Genomic DNA, 22,491 nt, shown 5'->3' on the forward strand with positions numbered 1-22,491 from the left:
TCATATTCATAACAGCAATGGATGGTTTTTAGTGTTTAAAAAAAATCCGACAATGGCTATAGCTCCTTGTTTCTAAGCCACAGCGCACATCATTTCATCCTATCTTGGGCAATTCCTGTGCCAACAGCCACAAATATTTTCTATAAACTGTAACATTGGCTAAATTGGTTCATCTATTAATTAAAATCTATCACTTTTTGAGCCACGAAAGATTACATACTGATGATTTAATACAATTGTGTCTTAAAGGGAACCAAAGAGCACAAATGGAAATTTACAATCGCTATTACAAGGCCATGTACAATATATCGCTGCGAATTGTAAAAGACAGTGCCGAAGCCGAAGATGTAATGCAGGAATCGTTCTTGAACGCGTTGACGAAACTGCATACCTTCAAAGGCGAAGTAACCTTTGGATCCTGGTTAAAGCGCATCGTGATAAACAACAGTATCTATCATTACCGAAAGCAACAAAAGAAACATGAGGTTGCATTGGATGATATATTATACAAGGTCGAAGATAATGATGGCGTTGCTTCGGATCATGTGTTTACAGAACAGAAGGCTCAAAAAGTGATGGAGACCATGAATCGGTTAAAAGATAATTACAGAATTTCTTTGACCTTATATTTAATTGAAGGGTATGATTATGAAGAAATCAGTACCATAATGAACGTGAGTTATGCCAATTGCCGAACTATGATTTCAAGGGCAAAAGAAAGCTTGCGCAAAAAAATGATAAATGCTTACTAATGAAGAAAGATGAATTAAAAGATCTCTTTGAAGGTCTCGAAGGCACATTTGATACGGAAGAACCCCGAGAAGGGCATCAGCAACGATTTCTGGAAAAATTGAACCATGCCAATGATGTGGTGGTTTTATCAAGAAAGAAAACGAATTGGTGGAGACCCCTTTCCATAGCTGCTTCGATAGCCGTGCTTTGCCTAATCGCCATTGGGGTTTATACCTTGAGGCCTACCTTGGATGAACAGGTTGCCCAGATTTCCCCAGAGGTAAGCAATACTCAAGTTTATTTTGCCAGTCTGATCGAAGACCAGGTAAAACAGCTCGAAAATGAAAGTTCCCCTGAAACACAACAGATCATCAATGCTACCATGCAACAGTTGAAAAAACTGGAACAGGATTACAAATCACTTGAAACCGATTTGATCAATGGTGGCAATGACAGACTGATCTTAAGTGCCATGATCACCAACTTTCAAACACGAATTGACCTCTTACAGGATGTCATTACCCAAATTGAAATTATTAAAAATCTAAAAACTCAAAGCGATGCGAACTTTACTATATAAATACGTTACCGTGCTATTTTTTATAGCCCCGATGATCATGGCTGCCAATGATGGCAAGCTTAAAGGCAAATACACGAAGGAGAAAACCATAACTAAGGAATATAATGTAAACTCCGATGCGCTGTTAAAGGTAAGCAACAGTTATGGCAATCTGAACATCATTTCATGGAATGACAACCGCATACTCATCGAAGTCCATATCAAGACCAGCGGCAACAATGAGGAAAAAGTAGTAAAGAAATTAGAGGACATCACCGTTGATTTTGAAGCGACCAGTTCGATGGTATCGGCCAAAACAAACTTCAACAAGAACAAAAGTAGTTGGGGTTGGAACTGGGGCAACAACAATGTGAACATGCAAGTCAACTATACCATAAAATTACCTGTAAAAAACAGCGTACATCTGAATAATGATTATGGCAATATTATTTTGGACAGGATTGATGGACATGCCAAGATCAACTGTGATTATGGAAGATTGGAAATTGGCGAACTCCGTGGCAGGAACAACTATCTGAATTTTGATTATACCTCCAAATCAAGTATTGGGTACATCAATAGTGGTGAGATCAAGGCCGATTATTCCGGTTTTACGATCGAAAAGGCCGGTGATTTAAAAGTAAATGCCGATTATACCAATTCTACCATACATCATATGGAAAACCTACAATACGCTTGTGATTATGGAAATATTGAAGTAGGTGAGGCACAAAATGTCAATGGAAACGGGGATTATATCAATGTCAAATTGGGCACCATTCATGGCAATGTGGATATCAATGCGGACTACGGCTCCCTTAAGATAGGGGAAATGGCCGAAGATGCCGGTAATCTTAACATCAGTTCTGACTATACGGGCATTAAGATCGGATATGCGCCCCAGTACCATTTCGATTTTGAAATAAGGGCCGAATATGCAGGGGTAAATGGTAAGGAAGATTTTGAGATCAATATCAGTACCGAAAAATCGAACAATCGCTATTATAAAGGATACTATGGGTCACCCAATAGTGGCAATAACGTATCGATCAGTAGTGAATACGGAGGAATATCGTTCACGAAAAATTAATCAATCAATCAGACCCTGAAACCAGTTCAGGGTAAAAAAGCAGAAAAAGATGAAAAATTTAGCAGCACTTAGTTTTGTCGTATTACTCACAATCTCCTGTTCAGCCCAATGGGGCAAAAAAGTAAATGGAAATGGAAACATGGTAACCATTGAAAGGTCAACTGGTGATTATGATGCCATAGCCTTATCAGGATGGTTCGATGTGGACCTCGTGGATGGAAATGAAGGCGTTCTTACTTTAAGAGGTGAAGAGAATCTTTTAGAACATATAAAAACCGAAGTAAAGGATGGTAAATTGGTCATAAAGGTTGAAAAGGGATATAATCTTAAACCTTCATCTTGGAAACAAGGGATAAAAATAACCGTGCCTGTAGAAAGTATCAACGAAGTTACCTTATCGGGTTCCGGTGATATTGTTGGTAAGACGGCTATAAAAACAGGAAGCTTCAAGACGTCAATGTCCGGATCTGGTGATATTACCTTAGCGATTGAATCCCGCACCTTAGAGGCCACCATGTCAGGGTCCGGTGATATAATGTTAAGTGGATCTACCTCAAATTTTGAGGCCACAATTTCGGGGAGTGGCGATATCAAGGCCTATGAATTGGAGGCCGATCATGTGAATGCCACGGTTTCTGGATCAGCGGATATCAAAGTAACGGCCAATAAGAGTTTGAAGGCAAGGGTATCGGGCTCTGGGGATATCCATTATAAAGGCAATCCTGAAAAAGTGGATACCAAAACCTCGGGTTCCGGAGATATAACCAAGGTATAACCTGTTTATACACAGGGAAATCAAAAAGCGAACAACAATCAGGTAAAAGCCTCTTTCAATAAGGGGCTTTTTTATGTTGTTTTGGGTTCACCCGGGTCAACAGGATCATTCCTATCAGAAAGAACACTCCCAAAAATATTATAGCATAGCGCATACTTCCCGAATACTGTGCCACAAATCCGTATAAAAAGGTACCTATAACGATGCCGATCTTTTCCGCTACATCATAAAAACTAAAAAATGAGGCCGTATCCGTAGTTTCCGGAATAAATTTGGAATAGGTGGATCGGGATAAGGCCTGAATGCCTCCCATGACCATTCCTACACATCCTGCGGCGATGTAAAAATCTACCGGGGTAATCACAAAATAGGCATAGATACAGATAAAGACCCACAGGATATTAACGACGATCAGGGTCTTGATGTTCCCAAAAATCCTTGAAGCATATGCGGTCAATGTCGCTCCCAATATGGCTACGATCTGAATGACCAAAATACTTACGATAAGTCCGGTCGTGCGCTCTGAATCAGAACCCCAATGTATTTCTTCTTCCCCAAAATAGGTTGCGATCAACATGACCGTCTGTACAGCCATACTATATACAAAAAAAGCCCCCAAATAGCGTTTTAACCGTATTTCATCCCCCAATTGATGCCAGACCAATTTCAGCTCCCTAAACCCATTTAAGACAATGTGGTCCCGTTTGCCTTTCTTTTTAAATCCTTTAGGCAAATGGTAAAAGGTATACTGGCTAAAAAGAATCCACCAAATACCCACCGTAACAAAAGAATATTTCATGGCCTTTATTTCTGCGGCTTCGCCGGCGTCGCTTATAATACCAAAGAAATCAGGATTCATGACCATGGCTAGGTTGAACAGCAGTAGTATCACACTTCCTATATAACCCATTGAAAACCCTTTCGCACTGATCCCATCCTGCTGCTCGGGAAAAGCGACATCGGGCAAATAGGAATTGTTAATGGCAAAACTTACCCAAAACCCTACCAAACCAAAAAAATAGCAAAGCAGTCCTACGTAAATATTATCCAGTGAAAACCAGTACAACCCGATACAGGATATGCCGCCCAGATAGCAGAAGATCTTTAGAAACAATCGTTTGTTCCCCAGATAATCCGAAATACCAGCTATCAATGGGGTTATTATCGCTATGAACACAAAAGCCAGGGAGGTAACGTAACTTATAAGGGGTGCCCTTGCGATCTCACCTCCAAAAATGGAAACCTTATCAATGTTGGCAACCCTAAAAAGGGCCCCATAGAAAATCGGGAAAATTGCCGAGGAGATGACCAAACTATATACTGAATTGGCCCAATCATAAAAGGCCCAGGCATTCAATAATCTTTTACTGCCCTTTATGGCCAAAGCTACAGTCATAAGTCTTCGTATGGTATCATAAAAAAAGCTGCTCTTTTTAGAACAGCTTTCAATATACAATTATTACTATAAATCCGAAGTCGTGATTTCTATTTAAATGTGGTTACCCCGAATTTCATGGCTTCTTGCTTGGCAAGGGGTGCCCACTCGGTTAAATTGGCGATACGCGTATCGTTCGAGGGGTGTGTACTTAAAAATTCTGGAGGGGCCTCACCACCACTATTGGCTTTCATGCGTTTCCATAATTCGGCCGCCTCAGCTGGATCATAGCCTGCAATGGCCATAATCTGTAGCCCTATCCTATCCGCTTCGGTCTCATGACTTCTACTGAACGGAAGCATTAACCCTACGGTAGAGCCCAGTCCATATGCCTGATTGAACATGTTTCGTTTTTGTTCATCCTGAATGGCAATATTCCCTGCCACAGCACCTAGCTGTTGCAAGGTACCGGCACTCATACGTTGCGCCCCATGATCTGCCAAGGCATGGGCAACCTCATGGCCCATAACCACGGCAACCCCAGTCTCGGTTTGGGTAATAGGTAATATTCCGGTATAAAAGACAATTTTTCCACCAGGCATACACCAGGCATTCACTGTTTCATCGTTGACCAGATTATACTCCCATTTGTAATCGTTCAAATAGCCCGGATACCCATTGGCAGCCAACCATCGTTCGGCCGCAGAGGAGATACGTTGACCTACTTTGGTGATCATGCGCGCTTCTGGGGAATCCTCGATTACCTTATTTTCAGTCAAAAACTGGTCATATTGGGCAAATGCCATGGGGAAAATTTGACTATTCGGATAAAAATTAAGTACTTTTTTACCCGTGAATGGATTTACCTTACACGCAGCCACTACCATAAAAACGGCAATGGTCAATACTAATTTTTTCATTTTATCTAGTGTTTAGTAATGTTAAATTACAAAAAATTATTTTCCCTTAATCAGCACTTGCGTAAAATCCTTACTCACTACGATTACATTGTTCCCATTGGGTTTTACCTGCTTTAAAGGCACTACTTCATTATCTACCTCAACCGATTTAATGGTAAAGGGCAACCCGTGTAAATTCAACCTCAAGGAATTATAAGAGGTCAAGAAAGCCCCATCTTTAAACTGTTGTATGGCAAGACTTTGCGCTTTGCCGTTCAACTTAAAGTTCCTTAAACTATAATTCCCTTTGTTATAGTCATACCCGTCTTGATCGTCTTCATATACCGTCGAATTCTCGATTCCCAATTTATAGTACACGTCCAAATCCAACTGCTTTATGACCAATTCCCCAACATATTGTTGTACAGGGAATTTTGGAATGATCGCCCCTTCGAGCACAAATAAGGGCGTAATATCGATATCGGCATCAACCCATTGCTCTTTACCACCCACAACTAGTGAGTCATCCCAATAATTATACCAATTTCCCCTGGGGATATACATACGCCTTCCTTGGGCATTCGGTTCTTGAACGGGACATACCAGAATATGGTCCCCAAAAATGAACTCATCGGTCCTAAAATGTGTTTGCGGATCCTCTTGGTCAAAATAGACCAAAGGTTTCACCATCGGATCTCCATATTTCGAATATTTCCAGAACATGGTATATAAATAAGGCAGCAATTGGTATCTCAATTCGATGAATTTCCGAACAATATCGGTGACATCACTATCAAAGGACCATGGTTCCTGATCCCCGTGGTCCCCACTCGAATGCACCCGGCAAAACGGATGGAAAACCCCTAACTGTATCCATCGGGCAAAAAGTTCCCCATTGGGTTGTTCCGCAAAACCTCCAATATCCGAACCTACGAACGACATGCCACTCATACACATGCGCTGTACCTGAACATTCGCCAGCCATAGATGCTCCCACGTCGCGACATTATCACCTGTCCAGGTAGAGGAATATCGCTGCGTACCGGCATAGGCCGCCCTGGTTATCACAAAGGGTCTCTTTGGATATACATGTTTCTTGATACCTTCATAGGTCGCCCGCACCATTTGCATACCATAAACATTATGTGCCTTACGGTGGGTACAAGGGTGTCCATCGAAGTTATGCCTCGTATCCAACGGGGCCGTTTTTGTAGGTACCTCCATGACAGCTGGTTCGTTCATATCGTTCCATACGGCATGAACTCCCAATTCCGACATAAATTCCTTATACAATTCTGCCCACCATTCACGTACTTCCGGATTGGTAAAATCGGGGAAATGACATTCCCCAGGCCAAACCTTGCCTTTCATATAAGGACCATCACCACGCTTACAGAAATAACCTTTTTCCATAGCTTCCTGATATACCCAATAATCCTTATCTATTTTGATACCCGGATCGATCATCACAACCGTTTTAAAGCCAACCTCATTCAATTCGGCCATCATGCGCTTGGGATCGGGAAACTTTTTCTTATCCCACGTAAAACAGCGAAACCCATCCATATAATCTATATCCAGATATAATGCATCACAGGGTATTTTTAACCTCCTGAACTTACGGGCCAAAGCCTTCACATTACTTTCCGGGAAATAACTCCATTTCGATTGATGGTATCCCATGGCCCACATAGGCGGTAATTCCGGCGTTCCTGTTAAATTGGTATAGGCCTTGATTACCTTGGACATTTCCGGTCCATAGAAAAAATAGAAGTTCATCTCACCACCATCGGCCCAAAAGCTGGTAACGTGTCTTTTTTCATGGGCAAAATCAAAATACGTTCTAAACGTATTATCAAAGAAAATCCCATAGGCCATATTGTTATGTAGACCCGTAAAAAAGGGAACAGCCTTATACAACGGATCTAAATCCTTAACATAGGCATATTGATCCATACACCAATTACTGACCTGTTTGCCCTTTAGGTTAGAGTGTGTGGCCTTATCACCCATGCCAAAAAAGCTTTCCCCATTTTGGGTGATCTTACTCATTTTTACGATATTACCCCCGTATTCATAATTTTCCTCCCAGTGAAAACCGATTTCATCCTCATTGATGATAGACCCTTCCAAATCAGATATCTGAACACGCAGTGACTTTTTATCAATCAAGACCTTGAGCTTGGAGGTACGGATCAGATACTCGGTTGCGGTCTCGTCCACTTCCAAGCTACTATATCCCCTACTCGCATCCTCACTGATGGCATAGGAGAAGTCGGGTTCAAAGACATTTTCGGTAGCATACCTAAACCGTAGGGCACTATTGCGTAATACGGTAATCTGTAAGACCACTTCATTCTCGGTAGTGAAATAGAATTTATCTACATCTTGTTTAAAGTCTATTATATGGTTAGGGTAAAGATTTCCCTTATATTCAAGTTCTGTATTGGTAATCATAAATATTCAAAATTTAAAACGCGACAAAATACGCACATTACCCTGTAATTGCGAAATGAAAAGCGACCAATTGTCAACAATTGCGATAAAATTGATAGGGACTATTGAAAAATAACGATTCCTAAAGGTGGTATTGAAATTTCAATGGAGTCTTCAAAACCATGCCATGGTTTTTTTTCAGTGGTTACCGGTGATTTCTTGGAACCAGATCCGCCATATTTTTTGGCATCACTCGTGAAAATTTGCTTCAAGGTGCCTGTTTTAGGCACTCCTATGCGATACTTATCCCTTGGTACCGGCGTGAAATTTGCCGCAACGATCAAGTCATCCTCCGCATTATGTCCCTTTCTGATATAGGTCAGTACCGAATTGGCAGCATCCCCATAATCTATCCATTGAAAACCTTCTTGACTAAACTGTTTTTCGTATAAGGCGGGATACGACTTATATATGGCATTTAGGTCTTTGATCAATTCCTGAATGCCCGAATGCAACTCGTACTGGGTCAAATGCCAGTCCAGACTTTGGTTGTAATTCCATTCGGAAGACTGTCCGAATTCGCCCCCCATAAATATGATATTGGCCCCAGGATGTGTGAACATATAACCATAAAGCAGGCGCAGATTCGCAAATTTTTGCCATTCATCCCCTGGCATCTTGTATAACAGGGATTGTTTTCCATAGACCACTTCGTCGTGTGAAAACGGAAGCATAAAGTTTTCGGTAAACGCATAGGTCATACTGAACGTAAGATCGTTCTGATGGTGCTTTCTATAAATAGGCTCTTTCTTAAAGTACTCCAAGGTATCGTGCATCCAGCCCATCATCCATTTCATACCAAAACCCAATCCACCCATGTTCACCGGTTTGGAAACCATTGAAAATGAGGTAGATTCCTCGGCGATGGTCTGTACGCCTGGGAAATTTCCATAGACCGTTTCATTCAATTCCCGAATAAGGGAAATGGCCTCTAAGTTTTCATTATTACCGTAGATATTCGGTTCCCACTCCCCTTCTTCCCGTGAATAATCCAAATAGAGCATGGAGGCAACGGCATCTACCCGTAAACCATCGACATGGTATTGATCTAACCAGAACAAGGCGTTGCTTATCAAAAATGCACGCACCTCATTTCTCCCATAATTGAAAATCAAACTTTTCCAATCGGGGTGATATCCTCTTCTTCGATCCGGGTGTTCATATAAATGGGACCCATCGAAGAATCCCAATCCGTGGGCATCTTCAGGAAAATGGGATGGTACCCAATCCAAGATCACCCCAATACCTGCTTGATGTAATTTATCGACCAATAGTTTGAATTCCTCTGGATTCCCAAAACGCGAGGTGGGGGCAAAATAACCGGTAAGCTGATAGCCCCAGGATGGGTCATACGGAAATTCCATGATCGGCATAAACTCAACATGGGTAAAGCCCATCTCCTTTACGTATTTCACGAGATCCACCGCTAGTTCCCCATAGGTCAGAAATTCATTGTTCTCATTGCGTTTCCAGGAACCTAAATGCACTTCATAAACGGAATAAGGTTTGTCCAGGGCATTTTTGTCTTCCCTGGTATCCATCCATTTTTTATCTTTCCACGTATACTCCCCGTCCCAAACAACCGAAGCTGTCTTTGGTGGGTGTTCGCAATACCTGGCGAAGGGATCGGCCTTTTCGGTCGCAATACCAAAATTGTTCGAGTGTATATAATATTTATAAAGCGTACCAGGGCCAAGTTCCGGAATAAATCCTTCCCAGATGCCACTGGCGTCCCAACGCACGTTCAGTCGGTGTTCCATATCCCTCCAACCATTAAAATCACCTACCACGGAAACTGCACTCGCCGTTGGCGCCCAAACCGCAAAATAGGTACCCTTCACCCCGTTCAATTCGATCGGATGAGATCCCAATTTTTCATACAGTTTAAAATGCTTACCGGACTTGAAGAGATTAATATCGAATTCAGTAAAAAGCGAATGAACAATAACTTTTGACATACTTAGGTTATATTTTTGGGCAAAGCTAAACAACTTTAGATAAAGTGTTTCGTAAATAAGGCTTTACTTTGACCTATTAATATTTTCTAATCATAAAAATAGGGAATATTTGAAAAGTGGAACGCTTTTTGAAGATTTGATTGCATAACTATTGAAACAAACAATTAAAATCATAATTATGAAAAAAATGAGCATAGTATTTGGCGCGGTCCTGTCTTTATTCTTCATTGCCTGTGAAGGTCCCGCTGGCCCCCCGGGATATGACGGGTTTGATGGTCTCGATGGATTGGATGGCTTAGACGGTAGGGATGGCCAAGAACGGGGTACAGTCGTTGATATTACGGGCGACTTCGTAGCCGATGATTACAGCCTATTCTACGAATTCATACAAGATGATATCGAAGTATTCGAAACGGATATCGTTTTGGTTTATTTATTATGGGACCAAACCGAGGATGGCAATGGAGACCCTGTTGATATCTGGAGATTACTGCCCCAGACCCGGCTTTTGGACCAGGGCATATTACAATATAATTATGATTTCACCTTTTTTGATGTGAATATATTCCTTGAGGCAGACTTCGATTTGAATACCTTGCCTACTGGGGATACCGATGCACAGACTTTTAGAATTGCCATTATACCAGCAGAAATGCTACAGGGTTCACGTTTAGATCGCTCCAATGTGCGAGCTGTGATGAATACCATGGGCATCACCGAAAAAGAGGTACGAAAATCAACCTTGTAATAACATGGATACCCATTAAAAACCACCCCGCTTACTTAGGCGGGGTTTTTTTATGTGTTCTTTCAAAATACCCTGATTAACAAAACCTTAATGATTTGCCACACCAAAGATCTTTATATTTGAAAGGATGGTGGGCATACATCGTCTAAAAACTAAAAAGAAACCAATGATAAAGAGAATAATTTTGATATTCCTGGTACTGATGGTAGGCTGTAAAGGCAACTCCCAGGAAAAAACCGAAGAAGACAACATAACACAAGGGAAACAGTCGAAATATATGGTGCATAAGTCCGATGCGGAGTGGCGTAAGGAACTTACCGACCTACAATATTATGTATTGCGCAAGGCCGGTACCGAACCGGCTGGCTCCAGTGAGCTATTGAACAATAAAAAGAAAGGGGTCTATGTTTGTGCTGCCTGTAATACCGAACTTTTCCGCAGCGAGAACAAATATGATTCCGGTTCGGGTTGGCCCAGTTTCGATCGGGAAATCAAGGGCAATGTCGCCTATGATGTCGATTATAAAATAGGGGTCAAACGTACTGAGGAACATTGCGCCGTCTGCGGGGGGCATTTGGGCCATGTTTTTGATGACGGCCCCCAAGAAACCACAGGCAGAAGGCATTGTGTCAATGGAGCGGCCTTAAAATTTATTCCGGCCAAAGGTCAATAACATGCCTATGGAAATTGCCCAAAATTATCTTGATAGCATACGTTTCGAATTCGAGCGTTACAAAACCATGGGCGATGCAACCTTTGCCCAATTGGATGATTCCGATATTCTCTGGAGATACAATGATTTAGACAATAGTATTTCGCAGATCGTAAAGCACCTTTCCGGGAATATGTTGAGTAGGTGGACGAACTTCCTTACAGAGGATGGGGAGAAACCATGGCGGCATAGGGATACCGAATTTGAAGACCCCTTCACCACAAAAGCGGCCATGATCGCAGCTTGGGAAAAAGGCTGGCAATGTCTTTTTGAGGCCCTAAGTTTGGTGAATCCCGATAATTTTGACACCGTGATAAAAATCAGGAACGAAGACCATACCCTCGTAGCTGCCTTTAATCGGCAGTTGGCACATTATGCAGGTCACGTGGGTCAAATCGTGCTTATGGGAAAAATGATCAAAGGGGAAAAATGGGTTTCCCTATCCATCCCCAAGGGTCAATCAGAGGCCTTCAATACCAAAAAGTTCAATAAATAACCGTTTTTGCAAATTCGTTTTTATATCAATTTCCCATTGGTACGCAAATTTGTGATTTTAAATTGGAATTTGAATTACTTAGGTTTGGTTTTGTATTTTTACAGCTGAAATTCGAAAATCAAAGACTATAAAAGTATGAGCAATTTTGATGTTATTGTTTTAGGGAGTGGCCCTGGAGGATATGTGACTGCAATACGTGCGTCCCAACTAGGGTTGAAAACAGCAATTGTTGAAAAAGAAAATCTTGGTGGCGTTTGTCTTAATTGGGGTTGTATACCTACCAAAGCCTTATTGAAATCCGCTCAGGTTTTCGAATACTTACAACATGCCGGGGATTATGGCCTTAAGGCGGAAGGTGTTGATAAGGATTTCGATGCCGTTGTGCAACGGAGTCGCGGTGTTGCCGATGGCATGAGCAAGGGCGTACAGTTCTTGATGAAGAAAAACAAGATAGAAGTTATCAATGGGTTTGGCACCCTTAAACCAGGCAAAAAACTCTCAGTTAAGGATGCCGAGGGTAAGGAAACCGAATATAGTGCCGATCATATTATCATCGCCACCGGTGCTAGAAGTAGGGAACTACCTAGTTTGCCCCAAGATGGCAAAAAAATCATAGGATACCGTGAAGCCATGACTCTGGCCAAACAACCCAAAAAAATGATCGTAGTAGGTAGTGGTGCCATCGGCATCGAATTCGCCTATTTCTACAATGCCATGGGAACCGATGTCACTGTGGTAGAATATTTACCCAATATCGTTCCCGTAGAGGACATCGATATTTCAAAACAACTGGAACGCAGTTTTAAGAAAATAGGGGTCAAAATAAAAACCTCGGCAGAGGTCACTTCCGTCGATACTTCCGGTGAGGGCGTAAAAGCGACGGTAAAAACAGCAAAAGGGGAAGAAATCCTGGAAGCGGATATTGTTCTTTCCGCCGTGGGGATCAAAACGAACATTGAGAACATCGGTCTTGAAAATGTTGGTATCGCCACCGATCGCGATAAGATCATGGTGAATGATTATTACCAAACCAATATCCCGGGTTACTATGCCATTGGCGATGTTACCCCAGGACAGGCTTTGGCCCATGTGGCTTCTGCCGAAGGAATACTTTGTGTGGAAAAAATTGCAGGTATGAAGGTTGAACCCTTGGACTATGGCAATATTCCCGGTTGCACATATTGTACGCCAGAGATAGCATCCGTAGGCCTTACCGAACAGCAGGCCAAAGATGCAGGTCATGATATCAAAGTGGGTAAATTTCCATTTACTGCAAGTGGCAAGGCGAAGGCAGCTGGTACGCCCGATGGTTTCGTAAAAGTGATTTTCGATGCCAAATATGGCGAATGGTTAGGGTGCCATATGATTGGAGCTGGTGTTACGGATATGATCGCCGAAGCCGTGGTGGCCCGTAAATTGGAAACCACTGGGCACGAAATCCTGAAAGCGGTACACCCTCACCCAACGATGAGTGAAGCCGTTATGGAAGCCGTTGCCGATGCTTATGATGAAGTCATCCATTTGTAGCATAAGGGTGTCCGTGCAAACAATAAAATCTTTTTGATAATTCGTTAATAGCAACAGCAGGGTCCCCGGCAAACGGTAAGCCTTTGGTGTGAATAAAAACGTGTCAATACGCAAATACATCGATTAAAATATGTTGAGAACCTTTAGATATACAGCCATCCTTGAGGGCATTTCGTACCTGGCCCTTTTTGCAATCAGTATGCCCTTAAAATACTTGGCCGAACTTGGGGAACCTAACAAATATATCGGGTATGCCCATGGTTTTTTGTTCATTGTATATATTGTTTTGGCCGTTTTGTTGACCAAGAAATACCAATGGGGCCTTAAGAGGTTCGGGGTGCTCTTCTTAGCCTCGCTCCTACCCTTTGCCACCTTTTATATCGATAAAAAGTATTTGAGGGATTGAGGGTTCAGGAGTTTTTCCTATACCTCCGTACCATGAAAAAGTGCGTTATAAATACAAAGAAACACCTGCGAAATACCGGGAAACTACTAAGCAATCCACTTCCTTTGGCAGGGCCTTTATTTTTCCTTGTGAAAAGGCCAAGCCGCGAGACCACCTTCCAAAACCTTTACATTGGTATACCCATGGGCCTTCAATAGTACGGCGGCCTCATAGCCTCTTAGGGATATCTTACAATAGGCTATTATCTCCTTGTCTTTTTCCGGTGGCATTTCATATAATCGTGTACGTAACAAACCTAAGGGAATAAGGGTTTCCCCAAGTCCTAAACGGGTTTGTTCATATTCATCGGGACCCCGTACATCCAATAAAAAGACATCTTCATTAGCATGTATTTTATCCATAAGTTCCAGACCTGATACACCTTCAAAAACACCATTCATTTTATTTTGCAGGATATGGGCCGAGGCGATACTATGATCGATTGCCAAGGAGAAAGGGGGGGCATATGGAAAATCGGCATTTACCATATCTTCCACGGTCAAATTACCTTTGATCGCCGTTGCCCAAATAGCGAGTTGTTTACTTACATCCCCAGGGCCGATACATTGGGCCCCCAATATCTTTCCAGAATCTTTTTCGGCGATGAGTTTGGTAATGAGCATTTTACCATCCATGAACCCGGGTTTATCGGGACTGGCATTGATTACTTTTACAAAATTGAAACCCGCTTCATCTGCTTTGGTTTCTGACAAGCCCGTTATACCAATGCCATAATCGAACAACAAACAAATACCTGTTTGTATTGTTCCTGGAAAAGTGGCTACATTACCCATAATTACGTTTTCGCCCGCTACACGTCCTTCTAAATTGGCCAAGTCACCATAAGGTGCCAGCACATTTTTACCGGTAATCGTATTCTTTATTTCACAACAGTCGCCCACGGCATAAATATCGGGGTCCGAAGTCTGCATATATTTATTTACGGTAATACCCCCTAAACTGCCAATATCCAATAAGGCCTCTTGGGCAAGTTTTACATTGGGCCGAACCCCAATGGCTACTACAGCTAATTCACATGGGATTTCCGTTCCGTTTTGAAGTTTGACCCCCGTGAGCTTTCCGTTTTCCCCCTTGAATTCCGCCACGCCATTTTTCGTGATCACATTGGCCTTTGATTTTAAATAATTCTGAACCAACTTGGCTATTTTCCAGTCTAAAAAAGTCAATAATTGTGGCAGAAGCTCAACCATGGTCAACTCTATGCCCGCCAAATGCAGCGCTTCAAGTGTTTCAATACCAATAAGACCGCCACCAATGACAACCGCTTTTTTGATTTTTCCCTCATCCCTGATCTTTCTTAAATAATCGGCATCTTGCATAGACTGTAAATTGGTGATTCCTTCTAGGTCCACACCAGGTATGGGAGGCATATTTGCGGTTGCTCCTGTAGATATGATCAGCTTGTCATAGGCTTGACTTCCTTTTTCGCCCGTTACCAAATCGATATAGTCCACTTTTTTGTTTTTTCGATCTATACGTGTGACTTCGGTATTCACTTTGGCCACTATACCCTTTGCATTCCAATAGAATTTGGGGTCACGTACCACTCCCGAGGGCGTACAAAGCAATTGATTCCTATCATCAAAATAGCCCCCTATAAAATAAGGGAACCCACAGGAAGCCATGGAGAGGTCAGGCCCTTTCTGAAACATGGTAATTTCGGCAAATTCATCCATTCGACGAGCTTTTGCCGCCGCTTTCGGCCCTGCAGCGGAGCCTCCTATTACAATTATTTTTTTACTCATTCTATCAATTGATTTTATTTACAATATTTTTTAAACGTTCTATTTGGTATTACTTTTTATAGGTGTGTTTGACCCTTATCCGATAAAAGCGCTCAAAGGATCAGGACCATTCCTGTCTTAATCTGGATAATGGAATATTCCGATGAGAATGAACAAAGGGCCTCAAGTTCTGTACAGTGCGATGGAAAAATAGTCTCAACGTTCAAAGTTTTTAAGCATTGCACCGTCATCTTGGTCTGTTCATCATTGTATGTAAGGTGAAATCCACCTATTACTGTTTTTACTTTACCTATTCCGGTTACCTGCATGGCATGTTTGATAATATTACAAATTCCCGCATGGGAACAACCCGTGACAACGATCAACTCATTATTCTCGACAATGGCCAGCGCGGAATCATCAGCCACAAAATCCGGATTTCCATCCCCGTCGATATGATTGGTGGTTTTGGATTCGAAACTGGTCACTCGCGGTATCTCCCCTAGGAAAATTATATGATCTCCTATATAAACCGGTTTTTTTGAGACTACGACTTTAAACCTTTGGGACAATTCCCCAAGGGATAATTGTAACCCAATGGAGGAATTGTTTTTTTGCCTATATCTTTTCATAAATGCATCGGGATGGGCGATCAAGGTCTTATTCTTAAGATATCGCAAACCATTACCATGGTCCCAATGCCCATGGCTAAGTACTATTTCATCAATCTTGTTGGGAATATCCAAACCAAGTCTCCTGCTATTTTCCAAAAAAACATCGGTACTTCCGGTATCGAACAGCACAGTCTTTCCCTTAACTTCAATTAAATAAGACAATCCATGCTCTGCAAGAAATCCAGGTCCTGCAACATTATCGGTTAAAACGGTCAATTTCATAATGGTATGCTTTTAAAACGGTTGTAAAATGCCATGCGGCCTTCTCAATCGGAAATTCCTATTGGACTGAATAAATGGTTCATTCTGAGCTGTTTGGTAGCTAAATAATCACGATTGTACCTATTGTCCCTTATCACTATAGGAATGCGCTCAACCACTTCGATATTTGCCGACTCGATACCTACTATTTTATCAGGATTATTGGTCATAAGTCGCACTTTATGAACCCCTAAGGCTTTTAGTATATCGGAGGCCACCTTGTAATTTCGTTCATCGGGCCTAAAGCCCAATTGAACATTGGCCGCTACGGTATCATAGCCTTCTTCCTGCAGTTTATAGGCTTTGATCTTGTTCATTAAGCCGATACCCCTACCTTCTTGCTGTAGGTAGATCAAAAGTCCCTTACCCTCACGTTCAATTTGTTTTAAGGACATGTCCAACTGTTCCCCGCAATCACACCTCAGCGAACCAAATAAGTCCCCTGTTGCACAAGCGGAATGAATTCTTGTCAATACGATATCTTCAGGTTCAATGGTACCCTTCACCAATACGATATGCTCTTTATTGTTTTCTTTCTCTAGAAATGGGATGATTTCAAAATGACCATATTTGGTGGGGAGTTTTACCCTTGTTCCTTGCACAATGTTACTTTTCAAGTTCATCTATTATCTTTTTCCTTTATTTTCCTTTTCGTATTGTACGCCAACGATACCAGACATTATTTCACGTCGGAATCGGTCGTTAACCATGTGGCGTCAACCGTGGTTTCTTGACTTGTCTTTATTTTGTTCCAAACATCCCGTATCTGAATCGCAATTGGCGAAGTTGGGTTATACTCTATGATGGTTTTACCTTGGGTCATGGATGTTACCATTTCGATATCGAAAGGAATTTTAGCCAATAAGGAAATCTTTCGGGATTTGAGATAATCCTCAATAATCGTGGTCAACGCTAAGTGAAGATCATATTTATTGATCACTGCATAGGTCGCAATATTGAAAATACCGATTAAATCAATCAAGCGTTGGGCGTCTTTAAAGCCTGAAATGGTGGGTTCAATAATCAAGAGAACGGCATCTGTGCCAGAGATCGAGGATATTGTTGCACACCCAATGCCAGGCGGACCATCATTGATGATGTATTCCGCTTGGGTATTTTTGGCTATTTCCATCGCCTTCTTTCTTATTTGGCTCACAAGCTTTCCCGAATTCTCTTCCCCGGGACCCATTTGGGCATGTACCAATTCGCCAAAACGCGTATGGGATACAAACCATTGATTATTGTTGTTTTGCGATGAACTTATCGCATGTTCGGGGCAGATCCGTTCGCAAAGCCTACACCCTTCACATTGGTAAGGGTCTATCACCAATTGGCCATCGGAGTTATAGGCAATGGCATCAAATCGACAATGATCCATGCAGATACCACAGTTCGTACATTCCATTTCATCGATTACGGCCTTCCAACCACTTGAAAAACGGTATACCTCCAGTATTTGGGGCTGTAAAATCAGATGAAGGTCTGCGGCATCAACATCGTTATCGCAAAAAACAGCTTTCTCGGCAACCGAGGCTATGGCTGCAGTTAATGAGGTTTTCCCTGTACCGCCCTTACCACTTACTATGGTTATCTCCCTCATAATGCATGATTTTTCGATTCAAAACATCAATTATTCCCGTATAACTTTGGTATATTTCTTCCGGAATTTTATGTGTTATTTCGCCTTTGGCGTACAGACTTGCATAGGCCCTATCGAAGGGTAGCTCTCCGAGTAATTCAATCTGTTCATTCTTCAGGTAGTCGTGAACACTATCGTCTCCTAAGCCTACTTTGTTGATTACGACACCAAAGGGCATTCCCAACTCCTTAATCAGTGCGACCATCAATTTAAGATCGTGCAGACCAAACAAAGTTGGCTCTGTTACCAGAATTACATAATCCGCATCATGAATGGTTTCTACCACGGGACAACTAGTGCCTGGAGGGGCATCATAAATCGTGATATCGTTCAGGTCATAAACCTTCTTTTTAAGCGCCCTGATCAACATGGTTTGCATTGTGGAGCCTACTTTCAATCTTCCTTCGGCCAAGCGGCTATTTCCCGTGGTTTCGTACATCGTTATCGTACCGATGGGCTTGGGGTGTTCCGTTATGGCCGCATCATCGCAAGCCACCAAACAGGCACCGCAGGAATGGCATAAACTTGAATTGATCTCAGCATACGGAACCGTGGGAAGAACAACGATGGCGTTGAACTCGCAATACTCCACACATTTTCTACAATACGAACATTTTTCTTGATTGATATGGGGAATCAACTGAGATATTTCCTGTTCGTCGATCGTTTCAGCTTCACTGAAGAAGATGAGATCATTAGGTTCTTCTACATCACAATCGACCAACAAGACACTTTCGTCACGACTTTCATTCAATCGCTTGAATAGGGTAACCGAAACAGACGTTTTTCCGGTTCCCCCTTTTCCACTCGCTATGGCGATTCTATAGGACATCTTTGTAAGGTTATGTCATGATACGCCCAGTCTTTTAAAGAAGCTTTCGATACAACTTAGGCGTGCTATGAATTAGGGTACCCAATAGGCTTTAATGACCATTGCACCCCTCGTGATGCTCATGGTCACAATAATTGGCCGTTAGGCTCAAGGAATTGTTCAAAAAACCATGGACCAAATCAACGGATGATTCTTGAGGCGCACCTACAAAGGCATTCACCCCTCTTTGATTGAACAATTTTAAGGCCATTTGCCCCATACCTCCAGTTATTACATCGGTAACCCCTTGTTCGGAAAGCCATTTTGGCAAGACTCCAGGTTCATGGGGTGGAGGTATTACCCTTTCTTGGTTGATAATCTGTCCATTTTCTTCAGTAAATACATTGAAGAATTTACAATGACCGAAATGCCCGTCGAGCATTCCATTCTCATTAATGGGTATGGCGATTTTTTTCATTTTTCTATTTTTTTACCCTGAACTAGTTTCAAGGTCTGATTTATAATTAAATTTTTTTTTGAAGTAGATTATTAGAGTATTACCTGTTTGATGGATGTTTACACCACTAAGAATCATAGTCCTGTATTGGGTCATTTTCATGTGATCTACAGCGCCTACCCTTTCCCCTTCCATGGCCATCCCGCAGTGCCATTCCGCTCGAATCGTCTTCGGTTGTATTCGTGTGATCCTTACTTCTTCGTTTGGAATTGCATTTTCCCATTCCTCTACCCGTTCGGGGACCTTGTCCTTGGGGGCCTTTACTATTATGTCCTGGCATAGTGTGGTTTTTTATAACGAGAGTTTTTCGATAATGTGCTGCACCGTTATATCATGATCATTAATAATCACCATTTGTACATCAAATTTGTCTAGAAGGTCTTTGGCCTTAGGGCCAAAATCCCCTGAAATGACCTTCTTTATATTCATTTCGACCATTTTCTCGGCCGCCTTTGTTCCGGCGCCATTACTTGCACTATCATTGGTGTTATCTATAAAACGTGTCTCTTTTGATTCCTCATCAAAAATGCAAAACCAGGCTGCCCTTCCGAATCTTTTATCGAATTGGGCCGTTAGGGTACCTCCGGACGATGTTATTACTGTCTTCATACGTTTATACTACGTGTTTAAGAGTTCAATTTTAGTTGATTTACATAATGGACACTGCTGTTCCTTCATTGTTTTAGGTATGGTAAACCGGGTTTGGCAATCTTCGCATATATACCAGTGTTTATCTAACAATGCATCGCCAAAGGCCGTTCTGATCTCGATAGTCTCAACGAATGCCTTGGCAATCTTTCTACGTGCCGTTTCATAGATCCTAGCAAAAGTCGGCCTAGATATTCCCATTAACTTTGAGGCCTCCAAGTGGTTCATTAAATCGTAATCGGCCAACTTAATGGCTTCATATTCTTCGTACAACAACTCCACATACTCCTGAGCACGTGTATGGGTCCCAAAAGGCTTATACCCTTTGAAATTCGGCGGGGCAACTACTTTTCTCAATGTTTTTGGCCTGGGCATATATGCTGATCGAATTATTTGAAGCGTTAAGACCATACAAAAGTAATGAGAATATTCTCATAATAAAATGTTTTTGGAATATTTTTGCATGACCCTTTACGCGCATTAACGTCAACGTCCTTGCGAATCATTATATACTGATATGCGTTTGGGATGCCAAGACACTTAGAAACCTAAGCCAACAAAAGGGAGGGATTCGTAATTTGGCAAGACACTCCGGCTTACACCACACCATTGATAACGGAATGGACGGGATAGTCTATGACCTGTCGGAATGGAATGAACGGCATTCAAGAGCGTTTTCGGGAAGCATGCCGAACACCGACCTTTTTCGCAATCGTCCTGATATAACGAATAAATAAATCACTGTTTATTTTTTATAAGGCTTTAATTCCTCAAAAAAGAAATCATCGTTGGGAACGTCAAAATCGAAACCAATGACCTTTAGGTTGTTATCGGTCTTTATTTTTAGGGTACCAAAACTAAACCAGGCTTGAGGGTGGTCCCAATGTATTTCCCAAACATCATAATGCCAATGGGTGAGCGTTGCCGATAGCAGTGGATGGTTTTCAAAAACCAATCGTAATTCCTTGTCCTTGGCAACAATAGTTATGTTCCCACAAAGGTCCGAAGTATACGTCCCAAGAATTTGATCAACTGCTATCGATGGCTTGGTATCGAACACCCGTTCTGCCTTGCGGTCCGTAATGCGGGTATCCGATATTGCATTCATATTGTATTGATGCAGTAAATCGGTCGACCAGTCCTTGCCCGTAACTCCCAAAAAAGTATCTAAAGCATAATACGTAGCCGCCATAATCGGACTTTTTACCCCATTGGTCAACACGACAACCCCTAAATTTTCATCCGGTATCAAATTTATCGCCGTGATAAATCCGTCGTACCCGCCTGTATGGCCGACCCTTAATTTTCCGTGATAGTCACTAAGGCCCCAACCTAGTCCATAGCCATTAAAATGCCTATCAAAGTCATTTTCGGAAGTATGGTCCACCATAAAATTGTTGTGGGGTGTCCACACCATATTTCGAGTGGCTTTAGACAATAAAGTATCCCCTTTTATGACCCCATTATTCAGGTTGAAAACCATCCATTTCGAAATATCCTCCACACTTGAAATAAGTCCCCCTGTAGCCGCCACATATTCCCAATCCACCCAAGGAATCACATAGTTCTCATCCTTCTGCCGTGCATGGGGCTGGGCATAATTCCCCATCTTGTCCAAATCTTTTAGGGAAGAGATACTGCGGTTCATATCCAAAGGTTCCAAAATCCGTTCTTTAACATTTTCACCCCAACTTTTGCCTGTTACTGTCTTTATGATTTCCCCGGCCGTAATGTACATGAGATTGGAATATCCATAACCTGCCCTGAATTCATAAGCCTGTGGCACATATTTGATATGTTCGATAATTTCTTTTGATGAAAGGTTCGATTTATACCAAATATTATCACCACTGAAGGTCCCTAATCCTACCCGATGGCTTAAAATATCCCTTATGGTCACATGCGCGCTCACCCACGGATCGTACAGGGCAAAATAGGGTAGGTACTTACTGACCTTATCATTCCAATCCAGCTTGCCTTCCTGCACCAACATACCTATCAGCGCCGAGGTAAAGGCCTTTGAATTGGAAGCAATGGCATAGTGGGTCTGGGAATTTGGCTTGTCTGGTTTACCGACTTCCAAAACCCCATAGTTACCGGCAAAGACCAGTTTCCCATCTTTTACAATACCTATGGAGGCACCCGGCAGGTCCCAATCCTTGACCATTTGGGCGAAATAAGTATCAAGTTTTTGATAATCGACTTCCTTTGTTTCCTGACCTTGGATGACGATAGTTGCAAACAAAGAAAAGGCAATAAGGCAAAGCATCTTTTTCATAGTTCAATATTTTTAATCCCATCATTTAGCAGTCCCAATCAGAACTACCTGTTTCAGGATTCAAATTACTTGTTTTTTTAGAATTACCATGTAGTTTAGTGTAAAT

23 protein-coding genes are annotated in these 22,491 nt (G+C 42.0%); 9 read left to right on the plus strand and 14 right to left on the minus strand.

The features are described 5' to 3' along the window. The first annotated feature begins 266 nt into the window (after window positions 1-266). The 4 genes from WBM98_RS07975 to WBM98_RS07990 are packed head-to-tail and all read left to right on the plus strand — an operon-like array spanning window position 267 to window position 3,156. Window positions 267-752: an RNA polymerase sigma factor gene (locus tag WBM98_RS07975; protein ID WP_424365491.1), complete on the plus strand. Its 486-nt coding sequence runs from the start codon at window positions 267-269 to the stop codon at window positions 750-752. Beyond that, complete coding sequence (locus WBM98_RS07980; RefSeq protein ID WP_424365492.1) at window positions 752-1,312, plus strand: hypothetical protein; 561 nt, start codon at window positions 752-754, stop codon at window positions 1,310-1,312. The genes WBM98_RS07975 and WBM98_RS07980 overlap by 1 nt, the downstream gene beginning before the upstream one ends. After that, window positions 1,293-2,381: a hypothetical protein gene (locus tag WBM98_RS07985; RefSeq protein WP_424365493.1), complete on the plus strand. Its 1,089-nt coding sequence runs from the start codon at window positions 1,293-1,295 to the stop codon at window positions 2,379-2,381. Before WBM98_RS07980 ends, WBM98_RS07985 begins: the two co-directional genes overlap by 20 nt. Window positions 2,382-2,430: 49 nt before the next feature. After that, window positions 2,431-3,156 (plus strand): head GIN domain-containing protein, encoded by a 726-nt coding sequence (locus WBM98_RS07990; RefSeq protein ID WP_424365494.1) that lies wholly within the window; start codon window positions 2,431-2,433, stop codon window positions 3,154-3,156. Window positions 3,157-3,211: 55 nt separating this feature from the next. On the opposite strand, the gene WBM98_RS07995 is transcribed toward WBM98_RS07990, so the two are convergent. The 4 genes from WBM98_RS07995 to glgB all read right to left on the minus strand — a co-directional run bounded on the left by WBM98_RS07995 (window position 3,212) and on the right by glgB (window position 9,884). Next, window positions 3,212-4,552: an MFS transporter gene (locus WBM98_RS07995; protein WP_424365495.1), complete on the minus strand. Its 1,341-nt coding sequence runs from the start codon at window positions 4,550-4,552 to the stop codon at window positions 3,212-3,214. Between the two features lie 89 nt (window positions 4,553-4,641). Further along, entirely contained in the window at window positions 4,642-5,451 is an 810-nt protein-coding gene (locus tag WBM98_RS08000; RefSeq protein ID WP_424365496.1) for a M48 family metallopeptidase, read from the minus strand. Between the two features lie 36 nt (window positions 5,452-5,487). Then, a complete protein-coding gene (locus tag WBM98_RS08005; protein WP_424365497.1) occupies window positions 5,488-7,887 on the minus strand; it encodes a glycoside hydrolase family 31 protein in 2,400 nt (799 codons plus the stop codon). A 101-nt stretch (window positions 7,888-7,988) separates the two neighbouring features. After that, window positions 7,989-9,884, minus strand: a complete 1,896-nt coding sequence (gene glgB / locus WBM98_RS08010; RefSeq protein ID WP_424365498.1) for a 1,4-alpha-glucan branching protein GlgB — start codon at window positions 9,882-9,884, stop codon at window positions 7,989-7,991. Window positions 9,885-10,062: 178 nt separating this feature from the next. Here glgB and WBM98_RS08015 point away from each other — a divergent pair, with 178 nt between their 5' ends. From WBM98_RS08015 to WBM98_RS08035, 5 genes are all read left to right on the plus strand, one after another. Further along, window positions 10,063-10,632 carry a collagen-like protein gene (locus WBM98_RS08015; protein ID WP_424365499.1) on the plus strand — a complete coding sequence of 190 codons (570 nt, stop codon included), beginning with the start codon at window positions 10,063-10,065 and terminating at the stop codon, window positions 10,630-10,632. 166 nt (window positions 10,633-10,798) lie between these two features. Beyond that, window positions 10,799-11,305 carry a peptide-methionine (R)-S-oxide reductase MsrB gene (gene msrB, locus WBM98_RS08020; protein WP_424365500.1) on the plus strand — a complete coding sequence of 169 codons (507 nt, stop codon included), beginning with the start codon at window positions 10,799-10,801 and terminating at the stop codon, window positions 11,303-11,305. Window positions 11,306-11,312: 7 nt separating this feature from the next. Beyond that, window positions 11,313-11,840, plus strand: a complete 528-nt coding sequence (locus WBM98_RS08025) for a DUF1572 domain-containing protein (RefSeq protein WP_424365501.1) — start codon at window positions 11,313-11,315, stop codon at window positions 11,838-11,840. A 135-nt stretch (window positions 11,841-11,975) separates the two neighbouring features. Continuing rightward, a complete protein-coding gene (lpdA, locus tag WBM98_RS08030; RefSeq protein ID WP_424365502.1) occupies window positions 11,976-13,367 on the plus strand; it encodes a dihydrolipoyl dehydrogenase in 1,392 nt (463 codons plus the stop codon). Window positions 13,368-13,497: 130 nt separating this feature from the next. Beyond that, complete coding sequence (locus tag WBM98_RS08035; protein ID WP_424365503.1) at window positions 13,498-13,773, plus strand: DUF3817 domain-containing protein; 276 nt, start codon at window positions 13,498-13,500, stop codon at window positions 13,771-13,773. Window positions 13,774-13,889: 116 nt separating this feature from the next. On the opposite strand, the gene WBM98_RS08040 is transcribed toward WBM98_RS08035, so the two are convergent. The 10 genes from WBM98_RS08040 to WBM98_RS08085 form a co-directional block, all read right to left on the minus strand. Continuing rightward, window positions 13,890-15,578, minus strand: coding sequence for an FAD-dependent oxidoreductase (locus WBM98_RS08040; RefSeq protein ID WP_424365504.1), 1,689 nt, complete (start codon window positions 15,576-15,578; stop codon window positions 13,890-13,892). Between the two features lie 92 nt (window positions 15,579-15,670). Then, complete coding sequence (locus WBM98_RS08045; protein ID WP_424365505.1) at window positions 15,671-16,453, minus strand: MBL fold metallo-hydrolase; 783 nt, start codon at window positions 16,451-16,453, stop codon at window positions 15,671-15,673. A 44-nt stretch (window positions 16,454-16,497) separates the two neighbouring features. Further along, the gene (gene ribA / locus WBM98_RS08050; protein WP_424365506.1) at window positions 16,498-17,115 is read right to left on the minus strand and encodes a GTP cyclohydrolase II; all 618 of its coding nucleotides are present in this window, start codon (window positions 17,113-17,115) and stop codon (window positions 16,498-16,500) included. Between the two features lie 56 nt (window positions 17,116-17,171). Next, the gene (locus tag WBM98_RS08055) at window positions 17,172-18,092 is read right to left on the minus strand and encodes a 4Fe-4S binding protein (RefSeq protein WP_424365507.1); all 921 of its coding nucleotides are present in this window, start codon (window positions 18,090-18,092) and stop codon (window positions 17,172-17,174) included. Next, window positions 18,064-18,963 carry a P-loop NTPase gene (locus tag WBM98_RS08060; protein ID WP_424365508.1) on the minus strand — a complete coding sequence of 300 codons (900 nt, stop codon included), beginning with the start codon at window positions 18,961-18,963 and terminating at the stop codon, window positions 18,064-18,066. Before WBM98_RS08060 ends, WBM98_RS08055 begins: the two co-directional genes overlap by 29 nt. A 91-nt stretch (window positions 18,964-19,054) precedes the next feature. Further along, on the minus strand, window positions 19,055-19,420 hold the full coding sequence (locus WBM98_RS08065) for a NifB/NifX family molybdenum-iron cluster-binding protein (protein ID WP_424365509.1): 366 nt from the start codon (window positions 19,418-19,420) through the stop codon (window positions 19,055-19,057). Window positions 19,421-19,526: 106 nt separating this feature from the next. Further along, the gene (locus WBM98_RS08070) at window positions 19,527-19,739 is read right to left on the minus strand and encodes a DUF5320 domain-containing protein (RefSeq protein WP_424365510.1); all 213 of its coding nucleotides are present in this window, start codon (window positions 19,737-19,739) and stop codon (window positions 19,527-19,529) included. A gap of 11 nt (window positions 19,740-19,750) precedes the next feature. Further along, window positions 19,751-20,068, minus strand: coding sequence for a NifB/NifX family molybdenum-iron cluster-binding protein (locus tag WBM98_RS08075; protein WP_424365511.1), 318 nt, complete (start codon window positions 20,066-20,068; stop codon window positions 19,751-19,753). 9 nt (window positions 20,069-20,077) lie between these two features. Next, a complete protein-coding gene (locus WBM98_RS08080; RefSeq protein WP_424365512.1) occupies window positions 20,078-20,518 on the minus strand; it encodes a DUF134 domain-containing protein in 441 nt (146 codons plus the stop codon). A 334-nt stretch (window positions 20,519-20,852) separates the two neighbouring features. Further along, complete coding sequence (locus WBM98_RS08085; RefSeq protein ID WP_424365513.1) at window positions 20,853-22,385, minus strand: serine hydrolase; 1,533 nt, start codon at window positions 22,383-22,385, stop codon at window positions 20,853-20,855. Between the last annotated feature and the right edge of the window lie 106 nt (window positions 22,386-22,491).

This window comes from Maribacter sp., assembly GCF_049667165.1.
In the GTDB taxonomy this organism is placed as follows: Bacteria; Bacteroidota; Bacteroidia; order Flavobacteriales; family Flavobacteriaceae; genus Maribacter_A.

Coding starts and splice junctions, on each gene's coding strand:
- WBM98_RS07975 (WP_424365491.1), top strand. CDS start 267: ATGGAAATTTACAATCGCTATTACAAGGCCATGTACAATATATCGCTG.
- WBM98_RS07980 (WP_424365492.1), top strand. CDS start 752: ATGAAGAAAGATGAATTAAAAGATCTCTTTGAAGGTCTCGAAGGCACA.
- WBM98_RS07985 (WP_424365493.1), top strand. CDS start 1,293: ATGCGAACTTTACTATATAAATACGTTACCGTGCTATTTTTTATAGCC.
- WBM98_RS07990 (WP_424365494.1), top strand. CDS start 2,431: ATGAAAAATTTAGCAGCACTTAGTTTTGTCGTATTACTCACAATCTCC.
- WBM98_RS07995 (WP_424365495.1), bottom strand. CDS start 4,552: ATGACTGTAGCTTTGGCCATAAAGGGCAGTAAAAGATTATTGAATGCC.
- WBM98_RS08000 (WP_424365496.1), bottom strand. CDS start 5,451: ATGAAAAAATTAGTATTGACCATTGCCGTTTTTATGGTAGTGGCTGCG.
- WBM98_RS08005 (WP_424365497.1), bottom strand. CDS start 7,887: ATGATTACCAATACAGAACTTGAATATAAGGGAAATCTTTACCCTAAC.
- glgB (WP_424365498.1), bottom strand. CDS start 9,884: ATGTCAAAAGTTATTGTTCATTCGCTTTTTACTGAATTCGATATTAAT.
- WBM98_RS08015 (WP_424365499.1), top strand. CDS start 10,063: ATGAAAAAAATGAGCATAGTATTTGGCGCGGTCCTGTCTTTATTCTTC.
- msrB (WP_424365500.1), top strand. CDS start 10,799: ATGATAAAGAGAATAATTTTGATATTCCTGGTACTGATGGTAGGCTGT.
- WBM98_RS08025 (WP_424365501.1), top strand. CDS start 11,313: ATGGAAATTGCCCAAAATTATCTTGATAGCATACGTTTCGAATTCGAG.
- lpdA (WP_424365502.1), top strand. CDS start 11,976: ATGAGCAATTTTGATGTTATTGTTTTAGGGAGTGGCCCTGGAGGATAT.
- WBM98_RS08035 (WP_424365503.1), top strand. CDS start 13,498: ATGTTGAGAACCTTTAGATATACAGCCATCCTTGAGGGCATTTCGTAC.
- WBM98_RS08040 (WP_424365504.1), bottom strand. CDS start 15,578: ATGAGTAAAAAAATAATTGTAATAGGAGGCTCCGCTGCAGGGCCGAAA.
- WBM98_RS08045 (WP_424365505.1), bottom strand. CDS start 16,453: ATGAAATTGACCGTTTTAACCGATAATGTTGCAGGACCTGGATTTCTT.
- ribA (WP_424365506.1), bottom strand. CDS start 17,115: ATGAACTTGAAAAGTAACATTGTGCAAGGAACAAGGGTAAAACTCCCC.
- WBM98_RS08055 (WP_424365507.1), bottom strand. CDS start 18,092: ATGAGGGAGATAACCATAGTAAGTGGTAAGGGCGGTACAGGGAAAACC.
- WBM98_RS08060 (WP_424365508.1), bottom strand. CDS start 18,963: ATGTCCTATAGAATCGCCATAGCGAGTGGAAAAGGGGGAACCGGAAAA.
- WBM98_RS08065 (WP_424365509.1), bottom strand. CDS start 19,420: ATGAAAAAAATCGCCATACCCATTAATGAGAATGGAATGCTCGACGGG.
- WBM98_RS08070 (WP_424365510.1), bottom strand. CDS start 19,739: ATGCCAGGACATAATAGTAAAGGCCCCCAAGGACAAGGTCCCCGAACG.
- WBM98_RS08075 (WP_424365511.1), bottom strand. CDS start 20,068: ATGAAGACAGTAATAACATCGTCCGGAGGTACCCTAACGGCCCAATTC.
- WBM98_RS08080 (WP_424365512.1), bottom strand. CDS start 20,518: ATGGTCTTAACGCTTCAAATAATTCGATCAGCATATATGCCCAGGCCA.
- WBM98_RS08085 (WP_424365513.1), bottom strand. CDS start 22,385: ATGAAAAAGATGCTTTGCCTTATTGCCTTTTCTTTGTTTGCAACTATC.